We start from the raw sequence: 24936 nt of genomic DNA, 5'->3' as shown, positions 1-24936 counted from the left end.
ACCTGTTCAACAGCTACAAACGTGATTTCATGATGTATGTTAGCAATATGCAGACAATGCACATGACGGAAGAGCCCAACAATTGTACTGTCCGACTTACTGTCCGCTACAAATTCAACACAACAAAGAGTAAATATAAAGGAACTGGTGCTGGAGAAAGTCAGAAGAATCGTATGTAAATACCATAATGATTATCATAATTAGTTATTTTCATTTAATTCAAAATATCAACTCACCTAGGTGAATCAACATAAAAATAACCATCAATCGATATATTCAATGTAAAGAAGTTGACATACCATTGCATTCAATCATTTCAATTGCCTCAATTAATACTAACAACATTATATTATAATTGACAAAACATGTTTTAATAAGTCATTCCAGTTTCAAATCGGAAATAAAGCCCATATTTTTGTACAAAAAAACTAAACTAAACTATTTTTTAATTGTTATATTAGACGGATATTTGCACTATAATTCATATAACAGAAGAGCTTAAGAATGAGATTTTTCATATTAAAACTAATCTTTCTCGTTACTTTCACATGCACTGTCAGCGCACAGGAATATTGGCATGCAATAAAACCGAGAAACTATACAAGTGACACAACCCTTTTTTGCCCGAAAAAGAAACCTTGGGCAGCTGCAAGTGAAGTTTTTGGTATAAATATTGGGGTATGGACTTTCAACAGATTTATCATGCACGAAGATTTTGCAATGATAAATGGAAAAACGATAAAGAACAACTTCAAGACTGGTCCAGTTTGGGATGTAGATAAATTCTCAACAAATTTGTTTGCTCACCCTTATCACGGTTCGCTATACTTTAATGCAGCCAGAAGTAACGGAATGAACTTCTGGCAATCAATTCCGTATACTTTGGGAGGAAGTCTGATGTGGGAATTTTTTATGGAAACAGAACCTCCATCAATTAATGATATGATGGCAACTACATTCGGAGGTATCGAATTGGGAGAAATAACATACAGACTTTCGGATATTTTCATCGACAACAGAACTTCGGGCAAAGAGCGTGTGGGAAGAGAAATTCTTGTAGGACTTATTTCGCCGATTAGAGGCATTAACAGGCTTATCAGTGGCGAAGCTTGGAAATATAGCCCACAAAAGGGACGTTCATTCAGCAATGTTCCGGTGAGATTCATAGTTTCAGCCGGAGCAAGATTTCTTGCCGACCAGGACCATTCCACAAAAGGTTCACTTGGGATGAATATTAATTTCGACATAAATTATGGAAATCCTTTTGAAGACGAAAGTTATTCACCTTACGAATGGTTCAGATTTCATTTAGGCATGGATTTGCTATCATCACAGCCTCTAATCTCGCAAGTCAATGCTGTTGGTGCATTGTGGGGAACTAATGTATGGAAGAAAAACAACAGGTCGCTGATGTTTGGTATGTTCCAGCATTTCGGATATTACAATTCATCTCTCAGAAAAGACAGTAACAGAAATGTAGCACCCTACAGAATTTCGGAAGCTGCTGCTGCCGGACCGGGTATTATTTATTACAAGAAACCTACTTCTGAAAACGATGTAGCTGTATTCGGTGAATTATATACTAACGGTATTGCTTTAGGAGCCAGTCTGTCGGATTATCTGATGCTGGGCGAAAGAGATTACAATCTGGGAAGCGGATATAGTGTAAAATCATCTGCAGGACTTATATATAAGAATAAAATCGCATTCATTTTGGGGCTTGACAACTACCATATATTTACATGGAAAGGTTATGAACCCGATATGGACTGGTCCGAAATAAATCCGGAATATGCGAATATACAGGGTGATAAAAGTAATGCCCGACTGACAACTTTGTCAATGCGTCTTGCCTATCTACTGAAAAACAGATGGTTTATTTCTGCAAACACTCATTTTTACACAAGGCAGACTCAGTATAAATATTACGAAACTGTGGATTATTCAACTTATGACTTTATATTAAGCGTAGGATACAGATTATAAGAAGTAGAGAAGGAAAGCCTAAACTAGCCTTTAAAGACTACTTCTTATTAAAAAACATAGAGGGGTCTTTATCTCAAAGACCCCTCTACAGGTTTTTAATAGGTATTAGTCTTTAAGGCAAAAAGATTGTTTAGGTTATCTGGACGCAAAGATGGAACTTTTAAATTTACTAAACAAATAAAAAAAGATATTCTACAACATATTTTTTAAAATAATCTAAGATTGAACTTTTCCTGTGATTTTTTTTAACACTTATAAAAAACATGTTTTTCCATTGTTACTTTGCATTCCATAAAAACCGTCAATATCATTAAATCAAGCCTTTAGCTCGTCCATCCATAAAGAAGAAACAGCATCGCTAGGCATACGCCAGTCGCCACGAGGTGAAAGACTGATGCTTCCGACCTTTGGACCGTCCGGCAAACAACTACGCTTAAATTGTTGCTGGAAGAAACGGCGAACAAATGTGTTGAGCCATTTTCTGATTGTGTCATCATCATAAACTCCGGCAAATGCCTGCTGGGCAAGATAGAATATTTTCTTTGGCGATGAACCAAAACGCAGCATATGATAGATGAAAAAGTCGTGCAATTCATAAGAACCGACCAAATCCTCAGTTTTCTGCTTGATATTTCCATTCTCATCTGCCGGAATAAGCTCTGGACTAATAGGAGTGTCAACGATATCAAGCAATGTCAATCTTGATTCAGCATCTACTTTATTCTCTGCAACCCATTCAACAAGATATTTAACCAGAGTTTTCGGTATGCTTCCGTTGACTCCATACATTGACATGTGGTCGCCATTATATGTTGCCCAGCCAAGAGCCAATTCCGAAAGGTCGCCGGTTCCGATGACAAGTCCGTTTGTCTTGTTTGCAACATCCATCAGTATTTGCGTACGCTCACGAGCCTGGCTGTTTTCGTAAGTTACGTCGTGGATGTTGCTGTCGTGCTCAATATCGTGGAAATGCTGGATACAGGCATCTTTAATTGAAATCTCACGTAAAGTCACGCCCAATGAACGGATAAGGCTCACAGCATTATTATATGTACGTCCGGTTGTTCCGAATCCAGGCATTGTTATACCTATCACTTTATCACGAGGTATTCCCAAATAATCAAAAGCCATCACAGTTACCAGAAGAGCAAGAGTTGAATCAAGACCTCCGGAAATACCTACAACTGCAGTCTGTGCATGAGCATGACGGATACGTTTTGCCAAACCGGAAATCTGAATCTGGAATATTTCCTCACATCTTTCCTTCAAGGCATTTCCCGAAGGAGTAAACGGATGCGGATCTATACTGCGAAGAAGAGGATTCTCCTGCAAGTCGTATTCCGGCAAAGTAAATGGTATTCTGATAATCTCGCCTTTGACATTTGCAGCCTGAGTTCCTCGCATGAAGCTTGTGGTTACAAGGCGGTCGTGCTGAAGATTGTTGATGTCTATTTCAGAAACTACAAGTTGACTTTCCAAAGAGAAACGCTGTGATTCGGCAAGAATAATTCCATTTTCGGCAATCATTGAATTTCCGGAGAAAACCAAATCTGTAGTAGATTCGCCAAATCCGCATGAAGAATATATATATCCGGCATAACAGCGTGCTGATTGCTGCTGAACAAGCTGACGGCGATATTGCATCTTGCCAATCAGTTCATTGCTTGCCGACAGATTAAACAAAATGTTTGCACCGTGCATTGCCAACCACGAACTGGTTGGAACCGGAACCCACACATCTTCACATATTTCTGCACCAACGCACACCTCACCTGCTTCGAAAAGCATCATGCTGCTCATCGGATAATAATGTTCCCCTATTCTGATTTCGTTCTTCGAAAGTTCCAGAGAAGAAGTAAACCAGCGTTCTTCCTGAAATTCCTTATAACTTGAAAGATATGTTTTCGGGACAACGCCCAATATTTTTCCTTTCTGGAAAGCAACTGCAGCATTGATAAGTCTGTTTTCCGTAACTAGAGGAAGACCAACCAATGTAAATATATCCAAATCCTTTGTTGAATCTACAAGCTGAAGCAATGCTTTCTCTGCATTTCTAAGCAATGTTTGCTGAGCGAACAAATCCATACAAGTGTAGGCTGTGATGGAAAGTTCTGGAAAAGAAATCAGCTGAACGCCTTTTGCCGAAGCCTCGCGCATCAGCTTTTCTATCTGTGAGATATTATAAAAACAGTCGGCAACCTGAACGGAAGGAACACCGGCTGCAACCTTTACAAATCCGAAATTTTTATCCATTTTATTATGAGTGTTTAAATTAGGAACAAATTTACATAAAACTCTCCGATTTTTATGTAAATTTGTACTATTGAAGTTTTATATACCGACAAAAAGTCCGGAAAATTTCATATAACAACTTATTCATAAACACTATGGTTACGAACGAACGCACAATAAGAAAAGAGCTGGTGATTGAAGCTGCACACCGGATTATGACAGCAGCCCGCACTGCACCTAAGGGAAAAGGTGTGGATATAATTGAAATTGCATTGATTACAGACGAAGATATAAAGACATTAGCAAACAAGATGAGAGAACTGGCTGAGGAAACAGGAATGAAATTCCTCATCCGCGACGCTGACAATATTGACAGCGCAGATGCTGTTGTAATTATGGGAACAAGACAATTCAATCAAGGTTTGAATTGTGCTCACTGCGGTTTCAAAACTTGTGCGGAAAAGCCGGAATATGTTCCATGTGCTATCAACTCTGTTGATTTGGGAATAGCCATAGGTTCTGCTTGTGCAACTGCTGCCGATTTGAGAGTTGACACAAGAGTAATGTTCAGCGCCGGTCTTGCCGCTCAAAGATTGCAGCTTTTGGGTGACGAATGTAAATGCGTTATGGCAATTCCTATCAGCGCTTCATCTAAAAATCCATTCTTCGACCGCAAACCTAAAGACAAAAAATAAATGAAAAGCAGTATAATAAAATTTGCGAACAAGCTGGAGCTAAGATATTTCTTCAACGACAAGTCCACTTATATTGATTCGTCTATCCGTCACAGATGTGAAAAGGAAATACTGAATCTTATCCGTTCATTGTCTGATATGCTTGATGTGAAGCTTATGGTGTATAACGAGCCATACAGTTTCCAGGAAGGATATAAGGATATATGGAGTGTTGCCGGAGAAAATCCACGTTGCATTTCCGTTGTATTGAATATGGCAATGCAAATTCTGGTAAGACCTATTCTTTCTGTTGGCGGTCAGCTTTTGATGGAACGCCACAGTGACGATGATGAAAAGATGCAAAAGGAAGTTTCTCTGTTCAAGAGAAGCCTTAAGCTTGAGGCAAAAGGTGTACCTTCACATCTTATGGATTTGCTGAGTAATTCGCCGAGATTCTGCAAAATCAAATCAAACTTCTATGAAGCAATAAAAGGCTATCCGAAAGTGACAAAAATAACTTTGCGAGAATTGAACGAAAGTAATCGCAGCCGCTCAGGATTGCTGGAAGTGAAACGTGAGAATTTCGACTATTATATCCTCAGAAGCGATGACCTTCCTCCTGTAAAAGACCAAAGAGCTACAATCGAAATCATCTCTCCTGTGCTTAAGGATGCACGTTATAGATGGAAAGGAATATACAATAAAGGAGGAGTAACAATCGACTTCTATATGCAAGACGAGGATTTCAAGAAACAGATGATTGACAACAAGATGGCTTTTTCAAGCGGCATGTGCATCGACTGTGTTCTGGAAATTTCACGTAAGCTTTCCGAACTTGGCGAAATAATAAACGTAAGCTATGTGGTGACAACTGTTATCCGCACCAGATTCGACAAAATGGAAATTCTTACGCCTCAGGGAAAACGCCATCTCAAAAAACTTGAAGCAGAAAAAAGACAGCTCACACTGGATTTATTCGGATAATTTATCAGCAGCAAGGGAACATGGATTTGAGAAAACAGACAACCATATTCCCTTGCTTACCAACCAGCCTATCATAATTAAACTACATTATATAATATGGAAACCAACGAACAAATCCGGATTGCTTTTCAGATTATCCAAAACACAGGAACAAATCTTTTTCTGACTGGAAAAGCAGGAACCGGAAAGACCACATTCCTTAAACAATTGAAAGAAATTTGCAAAAAACGTATGATTGTTGTTGCACCAACCGGCGTTGCGGCTATGAATGCTGGAGGTGTTACTATTCATTCATTTTTCCAACTTCCACTCGGTCCATATATCCCGGGAACAACTCAAGGTGATGACACAAAGAAGCATTTCAGATTCAGCCAGGAGAAAATACAGATTATCCGCAGTCTTGACCTTTTGGTTATTGACGAAGTGAGTATGGTAAGAGCTGATTTACTTGATGCCGTAAGTGATGTTCTGAAACGATTCCGTGGCAACAGCCAGCCTTTCGGAGGAGTTCAGCTTTTGCTTATCGGCGACCTTCAGCAGCTTGCTCCGGTGGTAAAAGACGAAGAGCTGGAGTTGCTGCAGGAACACTATGCTTCTCCGTTTTTCTTTGACAGCCATGAATTGTCGCAAACTTATTATTGGCAAATCGAGCTGAAAAAAGTTTTCCGTCAATCTGATTCTGAATTTGTTAACATTCTGAATAAAGTCAGAGAAAACAGACTGGATGATGCAAGCCTGGCAAAGCTTAACTCCAGATTCATTCCGGATTTCAAACCCGATGAAAAAGACGGATATATAACTCTTACTACGCATAATTATATGGCGCAGCAGATTAATTCCGGAAAATTGGAACAGCTTCCCGGCAAACTATACGAATTCAAGGCGGAAATAAAAGATGATTTCCCTTCTTATAATTATCCAACTGAAGAAGTTCTTGAACTGAAGCAAGGCGCGCAAGTTATGTTTATCAAGAATGATTCATCCGGAGATAAACTTTATTATAACGGGAAAATCGGGAAAGTTGTTTTTGTAAATCCCAAAATGATTACTGTTGTTGACAACGATGGCAATGAGATAAAAGTTCAACAGGAAACATGGACTAACATTAAATATACTTTAAACCCCGAAACCAAGGAAATAGAAGAAAAAACAGTTGGAACATTCAGTCAGTTTCCTCTTAAACTTGCCTGGGCAATCACAATACACAAAAGTCAGGGATTGACTTTTGAACGTGCTATTATTGATGCTGCTTTGGCATTTTCGCACGGACAGGTTTACGTTGCTCTTAGCCGTTGTAAGACACTGGAAGGTCTGGTTCTGAGTTCACATCTGACAAGCAAAGCTCTGATAACAGACAACAGAATAAACCGTTTTACATCTGATATAGAATCCAAAACTCCCAGAAAAGAGCAATTGGAAGAAGAGCAAAAGAGATATTATCTGTATCTTCTTTTAGAATTATTCAATTTCGAGACTCTGAACAGACAAATGCAGACATCTGCATATCAGATTTATTCAAGCCTCGGGAAATTATATCCAGATTTCAGCACGCATTGCAGTAATTTAAGGGACGAATTCCGGACACATATTCTGGAAGTCGGCAATAAATTCCAGCGACAACTGACGCAAATGGTAAACGAGTCTGCTTCATATAAAGAAGACACTCTCCTTCAGGAAAGAATAAACAAAGGTTGTGCATATTTCCTTCCACGACTGGCAGATTATTGCCTTCCATTGCTGAAGATGACTGAATATGAAATCGACAACAAAGAAGAGAAAAAGAAATTGCATAATGCATATAAATCTCTTTATGAAGAACTGAATATAAAAAAGCTTGTTCTGAAAGCTTCGGAAAGCGGATTCAGTATTCTTGAATATTTGTCGGCAAAAGCTAGGGTTTCAATAAACGACAATAATGAATCAGAAAAAGTAAAAAATAATTCACGCAACAAAAAAGAATCCGTCGAAAAGCTGATGGTGACAGCTGATATCCTCAATCCACAATTATTCGAGAAATTAAGAAGCTGGAGAGCAAAACTTGCCGAGGAGAAAAAAGTGCCTGTATATGTCATACTGCAGCAGAAAGCTCTTATCGGCATAACGAATTTCCTTCCATCAACGGAAAAAGAACTTTTGTCAATTCCAGGAATTGGGAAAAAGGTATTGGACACGTATGGAGAAGAGCTTCTTTCGCTGGTAAAAGAGTTTAAAGATATGAGAGAAAATACATCCGGACATAATTCTTAGTGGGTTCGGATGTAAATTGATTTACTTCCGTACCTAAATCAATTTACTTCCGTATATATTCTGAATTATATACGGAAGTATTTTTACATAAATTCCTTACTTTGTTCCTATAATATACAAGGAGTTTCTGAAAGCAAGTTTCACAACTCGCATACACCACTGATTTTCAAGAAGAAAATGTGACTTATAAATATATTTTAACACTATTCATACAATTTATCCGAATGATTATATTCTGATGATAAAATCACATCATTTTTCTGATACATATCTGTTTACAAAAATGGTGAAACATAGCTTTGGAAAATACCTGTTGTTTTTCAGAAAACATTTGACATTTGCGGAGAAACATTGGATGTTTCAGAAGAAAGACTACTATAAATAAAAACAGCAATTCAGATTTACCCCAAATATCAAAAGCCAATAGATTTTATTTCATAAGTATCCAAATTATAGAGCCAATAGCATTTGTCTTTATTTTTATACGATTCAGCGCAAATCAATAACTGGTTTTCTTGAATCGAGAATGGTTGACAGTTAAGCTCTACAACATGACTTGTTGTTCCAGAAAATTCAGAATCTCTCTCCTCACTATTTTCAAGAGAATCATCCATCTGTTCCGGATATATCAAATAAAAACCTTTAGGAATTTCAACAGACAGCAATTGGTCAGTCCTTTCATCATATAAATAAAAATATTTATCCCAAGTCTCAATCATCCAAAGCAAACATCTCTCTGTTTTTACCAATTTGGAAACATGAATTTTTTGATTTGAAGGAAACAATGTTTGCTCTGTTTTCGAATTAACATCGAAAAGTTTGAAATTCAGAATTGTCTTTTTATCTCCCATAGTTGTCTTCTTTACTTCTAAAAAAGGCAGAACACGATAATTCTTGAATGAGAACATATCACCTTGTAAAGTATCTATTGACAGTTCCTTATATTCCTCCTCATTATTCTCCGGTACAAATTTATCTAACCGACTTCCTTTAGCAAAAGGTCTTTCATCAGGAAAGAATCCTGTTTCTATGAAAGCCAGTGTAACAAGTATTAATAAGATGCAAAGGCAAGTACCAACTATAATGTTAACAGTGCGAGCTGATAATAGTTTGTTGAAAAAATCTTTAAACATGGGTATTAATTTTATTATCTGATATAATCATTTTGAAGTTATGTAAAAAAGATTTTAAAGAAAATATTTATAATGCAAATAAATAAATTATCAGGAATGCAAATAAGACTGTGTCAAATCTTTAATTTGTTCTTTCTTTAACACAATATCATTTTGCAACACTTGAATAACAAGCATTTACCCAAAACAGAATTATAGATAATCTGACTTATCAGGAAATGACACAGTTTAAATTATGGTATCATATTTTCTTTAATTATACATATTAAGAAAACATATTTTTCTTATCCGAGAAAATCCATAATTGTTTCTGCGTTCTTTATATCATTTTCTAAATTTGGATTGTTTGTATATATTTCAATTGTATAATCATCTTGAACACATATTTCATCTAAAAATTTAGAGTCAGATATTCTATTATATTTATATCTTATTACAATTCTTTTATTACGATATCCATCCATACAAATATATTTTATACAATAAGGATTAATTAGACGATCCAATATACGCATTTTTACATAGGGAGCATTTTCTCTTTTTATAGTTATAAATTTCTCTTTAATAGAAATTTCACTTTGATTAAAAATCAAGCCAATATCACTACTTCCCAAAAAAGATTTTCCTCTATATTTAAAATTAAACACTTCTGGAGTAGATGTATCTGTTAATTGTACAATTATAAAAACAACAAACGCAATGATAACTATTAAAATAAATGTCCCCATAATTTTTTTTATATGTATTAATACTAAAACAACTATTTTACTTACATAAAAACACAAGCAAGCCTTTAAATATTTCTTGCTCGTTAAATATAAAATAAATATAATTACTTACTAATAAAATTAGACAAAAATATCAATATGATAGGAATCATAATAATATCAGCAACAATTACACTAAACCAATCTATTTCTCCTAATAATTTATAAGATACTAGTATATTAATTAATAGTCCAATAATTGCAGCTATAATAAAACTCCCTGTCTTATTCATAGAAGTATCTATAAAATCCTCGCATGCTTTTATATACGCTCCAACTAAAATCTTTATAATATTCATCACAAATAAAACTAATTATTAAAACAATAAGCAATATTATTTCTCAATTATAATAGATTATATTCCGCTTAACTATGATTTTTGCGAACTTTCCGCTATTCTTCTTTATATATGTTTCTAACTCGTTTAGTTCTTCAACATTAGCCTTCTTTGAATCTGTAATTTTTAACATTTCTGATATAATCTTTTCCCTTTCTTTATTAGTAAAATAATACATGCTTTTATTACTTTCGTAATAATTATTTAGTTCGTCAAACGAATGATCTAATTCTTTATTTTCTTCCAATAACTCATAGAATCTATTTATTTTTTTATCAAAAATAGTTCTATTTGGAATTATCTCTAGCTCTATCCAATTTCCTCTACTATCTTTTTTGTAGTGAAAAAAAGCGTATATACCTATATCTTTAATATAAATACGCTTCAACAAACCATCGTGATAATCTTGATTATCATCTTTAGATGAAAGATCGTAATACTCGTATTTATATGTATTGTCTTCAACAATCTTTCCTCGTTTGTTATAAATTAATGAATGTCGACCAGGCATTTTTTTATAAACTATATTATCATCTAAATATAAATTAGCTTCAGAATTACTATTTTCTTTATTTAAATAATTTTTATAAGAAGTTATTTTATATATATCTTCCTTATCATCTAAATATATAAACGAAGAATCTTTGAAAAAAACATTAGAAGAATCTTTCATCTGAGAAGTCTTAATTTCTAATATATAATCATCTTCTTGTCTGAAACTATAATTTGAGATTATTTTAATTGTATCTTTTTTAGAAGTAAATTTACTACACTGATTCTCTAATATATTATTTCCATCGTAACTAAATGTTGTTTTACTATAATGATAATAATCATTATACTTTACAGAATTCTCATATAAGGAAAGGCTGTATATTGGCGTCTTAAACTTCTTATTAATAATTTTAATTCTGTTTTCATCATCATATTCATACTTTGCCAAATATAATAAAGTATCTTTAAAATTATAGGATGCAGAAGATAAATACCCTTCTCTTGTAAATGTTTTGGATATTGCTGTAACTTTTGCTAAAAATGGGAATGGTCCTTTTCTTATTTCACTTAATTCTTCTATTGGGCGATAAAAAACATCGAGTTGGTCTTTAGTCAAGACATCTTTATGTAAAAAAATATTATTAAAAGGAGGAAATGTTACAAAATCAAGTAAATTCATTTTGCTATATCCTTCTTCTTGAACGTAATATATATAAGATTCTGTTTGTACTTCAGCAACATTACCATTTAAATCAAAATACTCCAAATGAGGAGGATTTTTAAAAGGAATTATATTTTCGTCACATGAGGTACATACAATAAGAAAAAAAAGGAATATTACAACTGGTATATTAAAAATAGTATGAAAGAAATTTTTTTTCATAATTATATATTTATTTTCCTGCTCCCTCCGGAAAAGATTAACAAAAAAAGCGTGGAAGCAATCCTGTCGCTCGTTCCACGCATCAAGGCTCTCGCATTGCCCAACCTGTCGAAACGAGCAACGCCGAAAGCCCCACGCCGATAGTATATAATCCACCCTTTCCCTCTTGGCATAAAGGTAGTAGCCAAGAGGGTATAAAAAGGGCTATACATATATACACCCGAGGGCATCCACCGCTGCTTTGTTTTTGACAGGTAGTTTGAATTTGCGAGATTCTGATACGTTCAAAACCAAAGCGTCAAGTAAACGCCTTTCAATAAATATGTCTGTATCCTTTCCGCCTTCCTTTTAGTCAGTATGGAGAGGAACACAACAAAGATAAAAACTTTTCTTTCTCTATCAAAAAAGAAAGGAGATTTTCCCGATGCCAATACACCGGAAAATCTCCTTTTATAGAAGTATTCTGACTATTGAATCAGATTATTATTTAGCCTGTTCCAACTGCAAAGTCTTAGTTGGTTCGTCACATACTTCAGATGGACCGAAGTACTGGATAGGACCTGGATAAACATAAGCAGTTTCCTTAGCCCATGCATCGCGGTTTGCAGCGAATTTCTTGAAAGGAGCACCGTCAAGTTTAACCAAAGCTTTCTGGATAACTGGTTTCATTTCACCGTGACGACGTTCCATGTTCATCATCATTGTGATAGGCACACCACCTGCAATCCATTCAGCAGCAGGAGCAGTTGTGTTACGTACAGAAGACATATAACCAGTCTTACCGTTAGCAATCAAAACAGATGCTGTATAACCCAAAGAATAGCAGTAGTCTGCATCGAAGTTAGAAGGAGCAGCGCAACGACCTTCGTAACCGAAGAAGTGGTGCTGTGGAGCAAACTTACCAACATATTTACCTTCTTTCTTCCAAGCAGCCAACTTAGTAGCAACCATTTCAGACAACAGTTTTTCAGTTTCGATCAAAGAAACCTGAACGTTTCCGTGAGGGTCGCGATCCAAAGACAACTGACGAGCCACGCCTTCTGGAAGAGAAGCATAGATAGCAGCGTTTTCAGCAGACAAGTGGTTGATGATATATTCACGCTGTTTGTTACGTTCGATAGCGTTGAATTCTTCACCATTGTGAGCCAAGAAGTCGTTCAATTCAGCGATCAAACGTTTCATAGCTGGGATGAATTCGATCAAACCTTCTGGAATCAAAACAGTACCGAAGTTGTTACCAGCAGCAGCACGGTCAGCTACAACCTGAGCGATGTAAGTAACTACATCATCCAAAGACATATCTTTAGCTTCAACTTCTTCAGATACGATACATACGTTTGGCTGAGTCTGCAAAGCACATTCCAAAGCGATGTGAGAAGCTGAACGGCCCATCAATTTGATGAAGTGCCAGTATTTGCGAGCTGAGTTACAGTCGCGTTCGATGTTACCAATAACTTCTGAATAAGTCTTACAAGCTGTATCGAAACCGAAAGATGTTTCAATCATTTCGTTCTTCAAGTCACCGTCGATAGTCTTAGGACAACCGATTACCTGAACACCATAATTCTTAGCTGCATAGTATTCAGCCAATACACAAGCGTTAGTGTTAGAGTCGTCACCACCGATGATTACCAATGCCTTGATACCCAATTCGCGGATGATTTCCAAACCTTTTTCGAACTGTTCAACTTTTTCCAATTTAGTACGACCAGAACCAATGATATCGAAACCACCTGTGTTACGATATTCATCAATGATTTCAGAAGTCAATTCTATATAATTGTGGTCAACCAAACCGCCAGGACCCAAAATGAAACCGAACAATTTGCTGTCTTTGTTCAATTTCTTGATACCATCGAACAAACCAGAAATTACGTTGTGTCCGCCCGGAGCCTGACCACCAGACAAGATTACACCAACATTGATTGCAGGGAATTCAGTAGCTTCGCCACCTTCTTCGAACTGAATCAACGGCATACCGTAAGTGTTAGGGAACAACTGTTTGATTGCTTCCTGATCGGCTACCGACTGAGTAGGTTCGCCTTCTTTTACTTTTACAGCACCCAATAATGCTTTAGGAAGCTTTGGCTGATAAGCCGCTCTGGCAATTTGTAATGCACTTTTTGTCATTTTCTCAATTTTTATTTAGAAGTTACAAATTATCAATATTAAAGCGATGCAAATATAGTTTTTTTATTCCAATTACAGAAATTCATAATTGTGAATTTGTATCAAAACTCAACTGTAAGTCCTATTGTAGGCAGAATTGTACCACTTTCCTGCTTGACTGTTTTCATCACATAACGCTGTTCGGAATGTGGTGCTTCCGGATTCTCTATAACCCCGGTGCTCATAAGCGCATCCGGCTGTTTCAACTTGCTGCCTGTTATATTCTGCAAATCCAGATAAACACCAAATCTCCACTTCTTAAAATAAAAGTCTTTATCTACTCTCAAATCGAGCTGGGCAAAAGCATCAAGTCTTCCAGTATTATAAGCATCATAGTCATAATATGGTCGTCCCTGCGCATCCCAAGCCTCCACCAATGATGATTTCTCAACATCATACGGAGTATAAGGTGAACCACCAATACAACTAAGCTTTGATCCTACACTCCAGTGTTTAGGAAAATCATAAGTTCCACTTAAATTCAACACAAATCTGTTGTCCCATGCCGAAGCTATATAAGGAGAAGAAGAATTATTTCTGTACTCGCTTTTAAATAATGTAAATGAACCGGTAAGGTTCAGTTTATCCGGGATATTCCACTGAATCATTGTTTCAAGACCGTAAGCGCGTCCTTCTGCTGAAGAGACCAAGGCTTCGTCGCCTGAAGTTCCATAATCATTGCCTTTACAAGTAAGAGGCACTTGGTCACGGATTGACAATGGAACATCTCCATATCCTTTATAGAAACCTTCCACAGAAACTATCCATCGGTCACGCCAGCGCCAGTCGAATCCTAGATTGGCTCCGATAACCCGCATATAGTCCAACCCTTTATTTACCCAAACACCTTCACTGTTTTTGAATCCCAAAGCTGTGTATGGCGGCAGCTGATAGTAAATTCCGCTTCCTCCGCTAATTGACCACATTTCATTCAAAGCATAGCTTATTGAAACTCGAGGAGAAAGCTGCTCCCACACACGTTTTGTCTGAGATGCATAATTGGCGGCATCGGCTCTCAAGCCAACAGAAGCCGTAAGTTTCTTGTCCTGTGATGTATAGTCGGCAAGAGCAAACAATCCCCATGAGAACAGACCCAAATCAGTATTATAATCTGAAATAACCGGAACATCTGTAAATAGTCGCTGCCAAGTGTTATTTGTATAACTTGAATAATTCAGTTCAACACCTTCACGCATAGTCCAGTTACCAAAATAACTTCTGTTCTCTGCCCGGAATGATGTTTTTTGTTCAAGAGAACGAAGTCTTAGTGTAAGATTATCCTCTGAAGATTCATCATTGTTTCTGTATTTGATATTTTTATTGTTCAGATAATTATGACTCAAAGTAAATGTCTGAACATGTTTTCCGGCATAATGTCTGTAAGTGGCACCAACAGTAAAAGTTTCCTGTTCTATAGTTGGAAGATAGCTGAGTATATATTGAGCACTCTCACTGTCTTCGTCAGTATTAAGTTTCATCTTATCAATACCCGTAAGCGCGAGGAATGTCAATTCATCAGTATCAGAGAAGCGAGTTTTCACTTTCACCTGGGCATCTATATAATTAGGAAGAAAAGGAAGGCCAAGAACATCAAACAAGAATTGCAAATAAGACTGACGTACTGAAAACAAATATGTAGTTTTCTTACCCAAATGTCCACTACCACTAAGTGATAATTCTGAAGCACCGACAGTAGCCTTGAATGTTTGCTTGTCAGGATTGCCATCCTGAAGTGAAAAGTCTAAAACCGAGCTTAATGCGCCTGAACGGTTTGCAGGAAAAGCTCCAGTATAGAATTTTATCTCACGAATAAGGTCTGCATTAACAATACTTACAGGTCCACCTGTTGCACCTTGCGTTGCAAAGTGATTTATATTAGGTATTTCTATTCCGTCCATATAGAAACGATTTTCAGACGGACCACCACCACGGACAATCAAATCATTTCTATATCCTATTGGAGAGAATGAAACACCGGGATATGAACGAACTATTCTGGATATATCACGGTTAGAACCTGGACTCTTCTCTATCTCCCTCAACCCAATCACTTTCATACTTACAGGACTCTCAATCGTTTTATTGAATCTGTTGGGACGAACAACCACACCTTCAAGAGTATTACTGTCTTCGTCCATTTCAATTTCAATAAATGGAGTAGTCGCAGAAATAATATAATCTGGTGTAACTACACTTTTATACCCTAGATAAGAAACAGAAAGCTGGCAAATTCCCGGCTTAACTTTTTCAATCACAAAGTTTCCATCCGTGTCCGTAGCAGCACCCACTCCATTATTATTACCACCAACAACCAACACGTTAGCATACTCTATCGGCTGTCGGCTCAAACGGTCAATTACTCGACCTTTAATCGTATATCCTTGTGAATAAGCTGCAGCAACAAATAAGAAAAGTAAACAGACTAATGATAAAAATCTTTTCATACAAAATGTTTTAATGGCACAAAGTTAAATATTTTTTATTTCATGGTATATTCCAAAGAAACTCCTATGCAGTATACAACTGAAATTTCATAAGCATATAAATAAAAAAAGCGAGAAACACTATTGCGTTTCTCGCCTTACGTCGGGGTACCAGGATTCGAACCTGGGACCCCCTGCTCCCAAAGCAGGTGCGCTAACCGGACTGCGCTACACCCCGTTTTTATTATCATTGAGTGTCGTTGTTTCTCAAATGCGGTGCAAAGGTAGTGATTTTTTATAAAAATCCAAACTATTAATAAGAATTTCTTTCAAGAAAAATACAACCAGACTTAAATACAACAAACAAATATCTAACATTCAAAATATTACAAAAGACAAAAAATTATTAGATTTACATCAAAATCTCAATTTTTAATCTTCATCCTCTTCCATATGAACCTTGGGATTAGTCGCCAAAAGAAAACCAGAATACTATATTTCCAATCAATCACAACAACTCTCTTCTTCTTTCTAAGAGAATCGACAATAGTTCTTGCCACATTGCCTGCATTCATTAACATTGGGTAATTCTTACCATCATTAAGCAAGCTTGTAGCAACAAACCCCGGGCGTATATCGGTAAAAACAATTTCAGTGTTATGGATATAAGCCAACTGTTCAAGAGCATCAATATAAGTATTCTGCATTCTTTTTGTTGCCGAATACGATGGAGCAACACCAAGACCTTTTGTTCCGGCTATAGAACTGATAACCGCTATATGTCCCTTACCATTGTTTTCATTCCTGAAATAACGATAAGCAGCTCCAACCATCCTGACAAATCCGGTACCATTTGTTTCAAGTGTGCTTATTTCAATATCCTCCCGTAAATCATAATTCTGGAATCCTATACCTGAACTATGAAAATACAAATCCATGCCACCAAGCATACCTATAAGAGAATACAACTCCGTCACAGCTTCTTCTTTTCTTATATCAATAGCCTTTATATAAATATCAGTGCCACCAAGCTCTTCTTTTATAGACTTCAGATTTTCCTCCCGGCGCCCGGCTATTCCAAGCACCCAGCCTTCTGAATGTAACAACTTGGCAACTTCATAACCAATGCCTGAAGTTGCTCCTACAATTATTGCTCTTTTTGTTTTTACCATACTATGAAAACATAAAATAAGAGAAACTAAGCTGAAAATATCAGCAAAGCAAGTATACAAAAAAAGCATCGTAATCTAATGATTTACGATGCTTATCTCCTTTTACAGACTACAAATTTAAAACCTTTGTATTCCTAGTATTTGTCGGGGTACCAGGATTCGAACCTGGGACCCCCTGCTCCCAAAGCAGGTGCGCTAACCGGACTGCGCTACACCCCGTTTGCTAGAAACACTCAATCAAACTTTGATTGGATTTCAGCGGAGAGAGAGGGATTCGAACCCCCGGAACCTCTCAGTTCAACGGTTTTCAAGACCGCCGCAATCGACCACTCTGCCATCTCTCCAAAATTTCTTATTTCGTTAACCAATCGTTCTCTCTCGATTGCGGTGCAAAGGTAGATATTATTTTTGAATCTGCAACAGTTTAGGCAAACTTTTTTTCAAAAAAAATTATCATTTTTTGTACGTTCTTTTGGGATTCTTTGGAAACCAGCCTTTTAAAACTCTCTCTTCTTGCTCAAAAACTTCCTTAATTGTCCAGAATGAAGAAAAGGCAAACACTCCACATACCACCGACCAGAACGTACTTTGTATGAATAAAGACAGGAAAGTACCAACTAAGCCCAATATCAGGAATATCCACCAACACTTAGTTCCCCAATAATATTCAGCTTTTACGACAATAGGATGAAAGAATCCTATAATTAAAAAAGTAACTATGCCAATAAGCAAACCATCAAAATTCAATAATTCCATATAATTAAGTTTTCTCAAGTTTCGCAAGCCTAACTTTCAGATAACAAGTTTACAAGGGCTTTTAGATATAACTTGTAAAGTTACAGGTGTTTTAACCTTGTCAACTTGTCTCTGAAGCCTTGTTGACTTTTAAGTTGAGCAACTTGCGAAACTTAAATATATTTATTGCAAGTTTAAGGAATAGTTTTGATAATAGCAAATTTACATGACTCCTCAAAAAAACAAAGAGACACAGAGCCACAAAGTTTTTCCTTCTCTGTGCCTCCGTGTCTCCGTGTTTCAACTCGTCAACTGACGTATTACAATCTTATCTTGACAATCTCATCACCAACTCTCACGATATATACGCCTTCAGCCAAGTTGCGGAACTCGCGCTGTCCTGCAACCTTGTCAGCAGCTACCACTGAGCCGGTCATTGATACCACCTGAACGTCCATTACCGATGGAGTTACCACCACAATTGCTCCGTTCTGAGTATATACCTTCACTTCCTGAGCTTCAACTTCCTCGTTGCTTACAGGCCAGATACCGTCACCTGATACCTTAACGTAGATGTCTGTATATACGTTGCGGATCTGATAGAAGCCACTTACTTCGTCAAGTTTCAAGACCTTCCATTCATCGAAGCGTCCGCGTTTGATATATACTGTCGGTTCGCAGTCTTCATAACCTTCTTCTTTTTCCAATGACAATGTGAATGAACCACCGTCTTTAACTCTCATCTTATTGTAGCGTGATGTAAGTTTTGCTCCGGTGCTCTTGATAATGTGGAGGTCGTTATAATCAACAATGATACCACCGTCATTGTCATCAATTTCGATACCAGGTATTTCGATCTCTCCACCTTCTGTTATATCTATTTTACTGTCACAATTATAATAAGTTACATCATAATTACTTTTCTTGAAACCATTTTCTACGTTATTGTTCAATGCAAAGTTTTTCAAAATAATTTTATCTCCATTTATTTCTAAATGACAATCTGATGGGATTGATGGATTTTCATCTCCTACCAAACCGTCTAAATCTATTCTATCAGAATTCCAAGCCGAAGCTTCTTCTTCTGTTAATGAATTAGGAATATTGAAATCAACAGATAAATCTTTTTTAAGAATCATCAAATCGATTTTAATATCACCACCTTTAATATAATTATTTTCAGGAATAGTAACAGTTGCTTTATAGCCCCCCTCTAAATAATCCTTTGGTGTTACATTTGGAGTATAAGTCGCACTTACATCAATACTCTGATAATCTACTTCATTGTTACTGTCTGTAATCTTAACCTTCAATTTCTTAATAGGATGTTCTTCTCCATCATAAGTTCTGACAAATGCTTTTTTATCAGCATCCCAAGTCCATTCATCATTATTATCTCCTCCAGGTATGATAATTGGATTATCTGGATCTTCAGGGTCGGTAGGATCTACAGGATCAGTAGGATTTATTGATTGTTTTACAATCAAATCACCTTTGAATTGTTCACATTCATAATTTGAAGCTTTAAAATTATTATCGTCATCATCAGCTATTCCAAATTTATCACTAAATTCTATCGCATCAATATATTTATGTCCCGACTTCAAATCTGAGATTCCTAATTTCAAATTTCCTTCAAAAGACACAGTCTCTCCTTTCACATTTCCTTCAAAATTAACTGTCTTTTCATTTATTTCAGAATCAAAATTTTCTTCATTTTCTATTGCCTGATCCAAAATTTTAGCTTCCAACTTCCTCTTGTCAATACGCAAATTCAATGTAGCAATCTTACCTTCAATATTTATTGTAGCCTCATAACTTCCTGCATTTCGAACTTCATTTACAATTGAAGTAGACTGCTGGTCGTTTGTATACTGATAACTTACTGAAGAAGGTGTTTTCTCATCACCATTAACTAACACTTTCTCAATATTATGTTTTTCACCATCATATGTTCTATAATATGTGTTGTCTTTAAAATCCCAACCACTACCTTCAGGAAGTGTAACATCACCATCAACATCACCTGGATTTATATCGATTGGATCTCCAGAAATAGTTTGCCCACCATACAAAAATTCAGCCAAATAGTTATCTTCTTTATATGATTCATTATCGGTAATCTTCAATTCAGAGAATGTTGCCGTATATTTTCCTGGTTCACTATCTTTTTCTTTTATTTCAACCTTTCCTGAAACACCAAGAGTTTCTCCTTCAACTAAACCTCTATTTTCCCCAGCTTTTTCAAACTCAACATCTGACTCTGTAATATCTGTTTTTGACAAATCAGCATTTAATGGTTTTACTGAAACTTTCAAAGGTCTTTTTGTTATCCTTAATGGCATTTCAACGTTTTTAGCATAATAGCCTTTACATGAAATATTGATAACAGCCTTATAATTACCTTTGTTTTTAATATCGGATGGTTCATAAGAAATCGTAAAGCCTTCTGTACCATCTTCCAGATTGTCCACTTTTGTAATTTCTTTTCCTCCATCAAGTATCAATGTTTGGATATCGATAGCATTGCCATCATATACTTTTTCAAAAGCATCTTCTTTCCAAGTCAAACCGCTTCCATCACCTGGTTTCAAATCTGTTGGATATTTTGGTTCATAGTTATCACCATCAAAATATTTGTATACATTCAATGTATATGTTACATTTTGCGTAGAAGAAGAAATAGTATAATTGGAATTATCGATGTTAAATCCAGTCAATGTAACAGTATAAGTACCCGGAGTATTTTCCCAGTTGTTACCTTCTGTACCTTCTGCTCCGGCAACGCTACTGTTAGTAGCCGAAACAGTAACTGCATCATTTCCCTTTATACCACTTTCATCAATTACTACATTATTAGTCAACGTAGGCTTAGCCCCTTCGTTCAATATATTCCAAGAAATAGCATTATCCTTGGCTTTAACTGTTAACTCAGCGGGACTGACAGTGAATGATTGATCTGTAAGCTCTATTTCTTTAGAAGTGAGGGCTCCTGTTTTATCGTCTCCCGTTCCTTTTATTTTCAGCTTGTAAGTGCCGGCATCTTTAATGGAGGTTACCCAATCCGATTCTCCTTCTTTTTGATAAGAAACTTCATACTGATTTTCTTCAACTGGTTGATGATCAGGATAAAGATCCTTATCTATGTAAATACGAACCGTTTCTTGTTTACCAATATTCAAACCATCATAAGTTACACCTTGTTGTATTTCAACTGTAATACGATCTTTATTATCTAAATCTAAAGGCTTTTGATTAACATCTACATGCACTATTGGTGTCAAAGCTGGAGCAGATATATTCTGCGGAGTTATTGTGAAATTAATATCGTACTTCCCCTCAGTTAAAATCTGGAAAGGATCAACCTTTACCAATTGGTACTTGTTGCTTGGATCAATTCGCAAACCGGCATTTGTCATTGCCTCTGTATCTGATGTAGATGCTGTAAACAATTCAGCATCTATCGGATACCACAAATATACTTGACCGTCCAAACCATTTTCGGCTTCATAATAAAGGTTCCTGTCTTTGATTACCCAAACAGCCTTGAATGTTGTGGTGTTTTGCTCCAAAGTTCCTGACAAAATAGTCGGGGTTGTTTTGGAGCCACATATTTGCCAATCGTTATTTTGATCTACCCAATAGCCTTTGAAGTGTGTATAATTACCTTTATCAGTTATGTAAACATCTCCTTGCATCCATTCAGATATAGTATAAGGGGTTTCCGGACCACAATAGAATACTCCCGGCAATTCTACCAACTCATTGTTTGTAAACCCTTTAACAGAAGAATCATATACAAACTTGAAGCCATTGACAGTACCTCCGGATTCAATTTGTAAATTATCAGCATTGTCTATCTTGATACCCTTTCCTAATGTCAATGTTTTCCCACTCGGTACATTTAATGTCAAATTATCCAAATCCAACGGAGATTTCAATTCAACATGGTCTCCAATTACCGTACCTGTAGTACTTGCATCAAAAACGATACCACCATCAAAATGCTTATCAGGCACATTAACTATTTGTGCAGCAATCATAACGCCATCGTTGCTTACAGTAACAGAACCCGTGGGAGGAACCCAATCATTATTAATGATACTACTTCCACCTACACTAAGTTCATCATAACGACCACTTACTGAATTACCAATAGCGACTACAGTTCCTCCTTGAATATCAATAGAGCCACAAGCGTCATCTCCCCAAAGTTGGAAAAGATTTGTTCCAATAGCAACACGTCCTGTTACAGTTAATTGTCCGGTACTTTCTTGGGCAATAATCAATTTAGCACCTTCTGGAACATAAATACCTGCGGCTCTTTCATAGGCAATCCCCGCAGTACTTGCAGGAGTTGACTCAATACTACTATTTCCTCTTAATATTAACGTAACAGTTACATTATTGTTAATGTGGAAAGGAGAAACATTCTGATCCAGACCATCAGTTCTATCATGTTTAAAATTTGCATTTTCTAACGTGATATTAGCATCTCCCGTTATAGTAAATCGCACATCCTGTGTTGCAGTCCCTGTAATTATATGATTTCCGCCAGAGATATTTGTATTTCCTGACATACTTTCCAATTGATAAGTCTCTCCCCAAACGGCACCACTCAACGTCGCCAAAAACGCGACTAAAAAAGTAAATAATTTTCGTCTCATAAGCTATATATTTAATAATTAAACGTTCATCCTTTTTATAAAATCAAGAGCAGGGTGCCTCCCGGCTGCCTGCTCCCATAAAAACCTTAACTATGAAAAAATGTCATTTCTTTATTAGGATAAATTTTTTCAAAAGCCTTAGGCTTTTACTATTCGAAAATTCTGAATTAAAATCTTGAGATTCAATTCAAACCATTCAAATCTCAAGAGAACTAAACTTGGGAGAAAGGGAGTATTCACTACTGCCTGTTTCCCCGACTATTAAATAAAATCCTTAACTATGATTTTTTATTGTCAATTCTTCTGTTTGTATCATTTTTCTATACAAAACATCAAGCGAAGGTTTATTCATCAGTTCGTTTCATCATGAGGGTGGTAAGAAAAAAGGGACGTTTTTTTTTACCACTTTAAGAGAGTTAAAGAAGGAATATATTTTTTTTGAAAATTTTCAGAATTAGACTGTTGTATTATAAAAAGTTTTTTACATTTGCAGCGAGAGAAGGTAATTTTGATGGTAAAAAAAACGTCCCTTTTTTCTTACCACCCAAGGAGTTAAATCAGATATTTTCCATAATAGTTTTTCAAGAAAAACACTGCGATGTTCCAAAAAAAACACTACCATGTTCCAGCGGAAACACTGCGACGTTTTTTACAATAAGTACCCGTCATTTTCGGGGCAAAATCCAGAGAAAAAATCCGCCGAGTCCTCCGAGTCCGCCAAATCCTCCTATTTTTCGGAGAGGAGGTGCAGACCACGCTCTGTTTTTACATAGCAACCGTATGATTCACGGACAATTAAGTCGCATTTCAAAGCCCTCATAAGCATCTTTTCGATTCGAGATTCGGAAATCTTTCTGGTCGCTCCCAATTTTACCGCTTCAGCACGGGTAAACTTAGGCGAGAGTTTTACAAAAAGGGTATGCATATCGTCCGGCATTGTATAATGGATTTTGTCCTTTTCTTTCGACAATGATGTAGCCACAAAATCGGAATGTTTCAGGCATACTTTTGTAATCATAAAGGCAGTTTCGAAATCTACATCGTCCACAAACATCTCGCTCATCTTCCACCCGTCGTCATATTTCCTTGCGGCAGTCAATATTTGCGATAGGCGGAAAAGCATCAGGGCATAACGCTGCACGGTGCTGTTGCGCTCACGGCACGAAAAGGCGATGTTGCTGACATAGCACGATTCGAAAAAGCGGTTCACTCGCTGGCGCTGGGCGTCAGTCCATTTCACTATTGTGGGATATTCCCAAAGATAGTCCGCCATTTCCAGAAGATAGGCGGCATGGTGCTCCAGTTCCTCGTCCGTTGACGGACCTTCTTCCGAAATAAGCGGGATGAAATGGTCCGCCGGACGGAGACGGTACATCAGCATTCGCGAGAAGGTGCCATTCTCGGCATCCGGTATCATTTTCTTGAACATTCCCGGAGTGCCGCTCATCACAAGGCTCAACTTAGGACAATCAACCGACTGCGAGCCGCGGCTTATGGTGTGGCTACCCACGAACTCGTGCTGGAACACCTTGTTCAGCGTGTCGTTATACATCCCGTAGTCCGAATTATTGAGCTTGTTGATGGTTTCCATCTCTGTTTCGAAAAACAGGGTGCAGTACGGCGAGTTCACCGCAAGCATGTCGTCGAGCTTTGCGGCGGTAACATAACCGGAAAGGCATAGCTCTTTCTGATAGACCTCCATCGGCTCTTCGGCTGTGAATTTCTCCTTGTTGCCGGGTTTCTGGAGGAGTTGTTTGCGATAGGCGGCACGGAGCTGCTCATAGTCGTCCTTCTCCTGCTGGTAACGGCGCACCTGCTTGCGCGATTCGTTGGAGATTTTCTTGTGATAAAGCGAAACGAGCTTGTAGAGCGGTGCTATCGAACCTTTTCCGCTTCCGGACTCGCCGATTATCGAGACATACAAATCCGGATAAACTTCCCTGCGGCGGAACACGCCTTTGACAAGGGGCATCGCAGACCCGCTTATTGTCAAAATCGTGAGTAACGATATATCCCTCAAAGAGCCTTCCA

At 37.0% G+C, this 24936-nt stretch carries 14 protein-coding genes, 3 tRNA genes and 1 pseudogene; 5 read left to right on the top strand and 13 right to left on the bottom strand.

Annotated elements, in window-relative coordinates; translation table 11 throughout:
- Positions 1 to 29 precede the first annotated feature (29 nt).
- Positions 30 to 179, top strand: a complete 150-nt coding sequence (locus ACYIAR_RS14280; RefSeq protein WP_480330489.1) for a hypothetical protein — start codon at positions 30 to 32, stop codon at positions 177 to 179.
- Between the two features lie 325 nt (positions 180 to 504).
- Entirely contained in the window at positions 505 to 1986 is a 1482-nt protein-coding gene (locus ACYIAR_RS14275) for a DUF3943 domain-containing protein (protein ID WP_480330487.1), read from the top strand.
- A gap of 315 nt (positions 1987 to 2301) precedes the next feature.
- Here the strand turns inward: ACYIAR_RS14275 and ACYIAR_RS14270 are convergent, their stop codons facing one another.
- Positions 2302 to 4239 (bottom strand): NAD(+) synthase, encoded by a 1938-nt coding sequence (locus ACYIAR_RS14270; protein WP_480330485.1) that lies wholly within the window; start codon positions 4237 to 4239, stop codon positions 2302 to 2304.
- A 134-nt stretch (positions 4240 to 4373) separates the two neighbouring features.
- Here ACYIAR_RS14270 and ACYIAR_RS14265 point away from each other — a divergent pair, with 134 nt between their 5' ends.
- The 3 genes from ACYIAR_RS14265 to ACYIAR_RS14255 all read left to right on the top strand — a co-directional run bounded on the left by ACYIAR_RS14265 (position 4374) and on the right by ACYIAR_RS14255 (position 8123).
- Positions 4374 to 4913 (top strand): ferredoxin domain-containing protein, encoded by a 540-nt coding sequence (locus tag ACYIAR_RS14265; protein WP_480330483.1) that lies wholly within the window; start codon positions 4374 to 4376, stop codon positions 4911 to 4913.
- Positions 4914 to 5876: a hypothetical protein gene (locus ACYIAR_RS14260; RefSeq protein ID WP_480330481.1), complete on the top strand. Its 963-nt coding sequence runs from the start codon at positions 4914 to 4916 to the stop codon at positions 5874 to 5876.
- A gap of 96 nt (positions 5877 to 5972) precedes the next feature.
- Complete coding sequence (locus tag ACYIAR_RS14255; protein ID WP_480330479.1) at positions 5973 to 8123, top strand: HRDC domain-containing protein; 2151 nt, start codon at positions 5973 to 5975, stop codon at positions 8121 to 8123.
- 413 nt (positions 8124 to 8536) lie between these two features.
- Here ACYIAR_RS14255 and ACYIAR_RS14250 read toward each other — a convergent pair whose 3' ends face one another.
- The 12 genes and pseudogenes from ACYIAR_RS14250 to ACYIAR_RS14195 all read right to left on the bottom strand — a co-directional run.
- Entirely contained in the window at positions 8537 to 9256 is a 720-nt protein-coding gene (locus tag ACYIAR_RS14250) for a hypothetical protein (protein ID WP_480330477.1), read from the bottom strand.
- A gap of 284 nt (positions 9257 to 9540) precedes the next feature.
- Complete coding sequence (locus ACYIAR_RS14245; RefSeq protein WP_480330475.1) at positions 9541 to 9984, bottom strand: hypothetical protein; 444 nt, start codon at positions 9982 to 9984, stop codon at positions 9541 to 9543.
- A gap of 381 nt (positions 9985 to 10365) precedes the next feature.
- A complete protein-coding gene (locus ACYIAR_RS14240; protein WP_480330473.1) occupies positions 10366 to 11739 on the bottom strand; it encodes a hypothetical protein in 1374 nt (457 codons plus the stop codon).
- Between the two features lie 483 nt (positions 11740 to 12222).
- Entirely contained in the window at positions 12223 to 13869 is a 1647-nt protein-coding gene (locus ACYIAR_RS14235) for a diphosphate--fructose-6-phosphate 1-phosphotransferase (RefSeq protein WP_480330471.1), read from the bottom strand.
- 101 nt (positions 13870 to 13970) lie between these two features.
- Positions 13971 to 16352: a TonB-dependent receptor gene (locus tag ACYIAR_RS14230; protein ID WP_480330469.1), complete on the bottom strand. Its 2382-nt coding sequence runs from the start codon at positions 16350 to 16352 to the stop codon at positions 13971 to 13973.
- A 142-nt stretch (positions 16353 to 16494) separates the two neighbouring features.
- Positions 16495 to 16569, bottom strand: a tRNA-Pro gene (locus ACYIAR_RS14225).
- Positions 16570 to 16756: 187 nt separating this feature from the next.
- On the bottom strand, positions 16757 to 17503 hold the full coding sequence (locus ACYIAR_RS14220; RefSeq protein WP_480330467.1) for an SDR family NAD(P)-dependent oxidoreductase: 747 nt from the start codon (positions 17501 to 17503) through the stop codon (positions 16757 to 16759).
- A gap of 144 nt (positions 17504 to 17647) precedes the next feature.
- Positions 17648 to 17722 (bottom strand) — tRNA-Pro (locus ACYIAR_RS14215).
- Between the two features lie 40 nt (positions 17723 to 17762).
- Positions 17763 to 17847, bottom strand: a tRNA-Ser gene (locus tag ACYIAR_RS14210).
- Between the two features lie 109 nt (positions 17848 to 17956).
- Positions 17957 to 18259 (bottom strand): DUF4491 family protein, encoded by a 303-nt coding sequence (locus ACYIAR_RS14205; protein WP_480330465.1) that lies wholly within the window; start codon positions 18257 to 18259, stop codon positions 17957 to 17959.
- Positions 18260 to 18558: 299 nt separating this feature from the next.
- Entirely contained in the window at positions 18559 to 22905 is a 4347-nt protein-coding gene (locus tag ACYIAR_RS14200; RefSeq protein ID WP_480330463.1) for a hypothetical protein, read from the bottom strand.
- Positions 22906 to 23632: 727 nt separating this feature from the next.
- Positions 23633 to 24910: pseudogene (locus ACYIAR_RS14195) on the bottom strand (DUF3987 domain-containing protein); the annotation flags it as partial.
- Positions 24911 to 24936: the final 26 nt, after the last annotated feature.

This window comes from Parabacteroides sp. KHUB-01 (assembly GCF_056640935.1).
The sequence above is the reverse complement of the archived record's forward strand: the minus strand, read 5'-3'. Positions and strand labels throughout refer to the sequence as shown.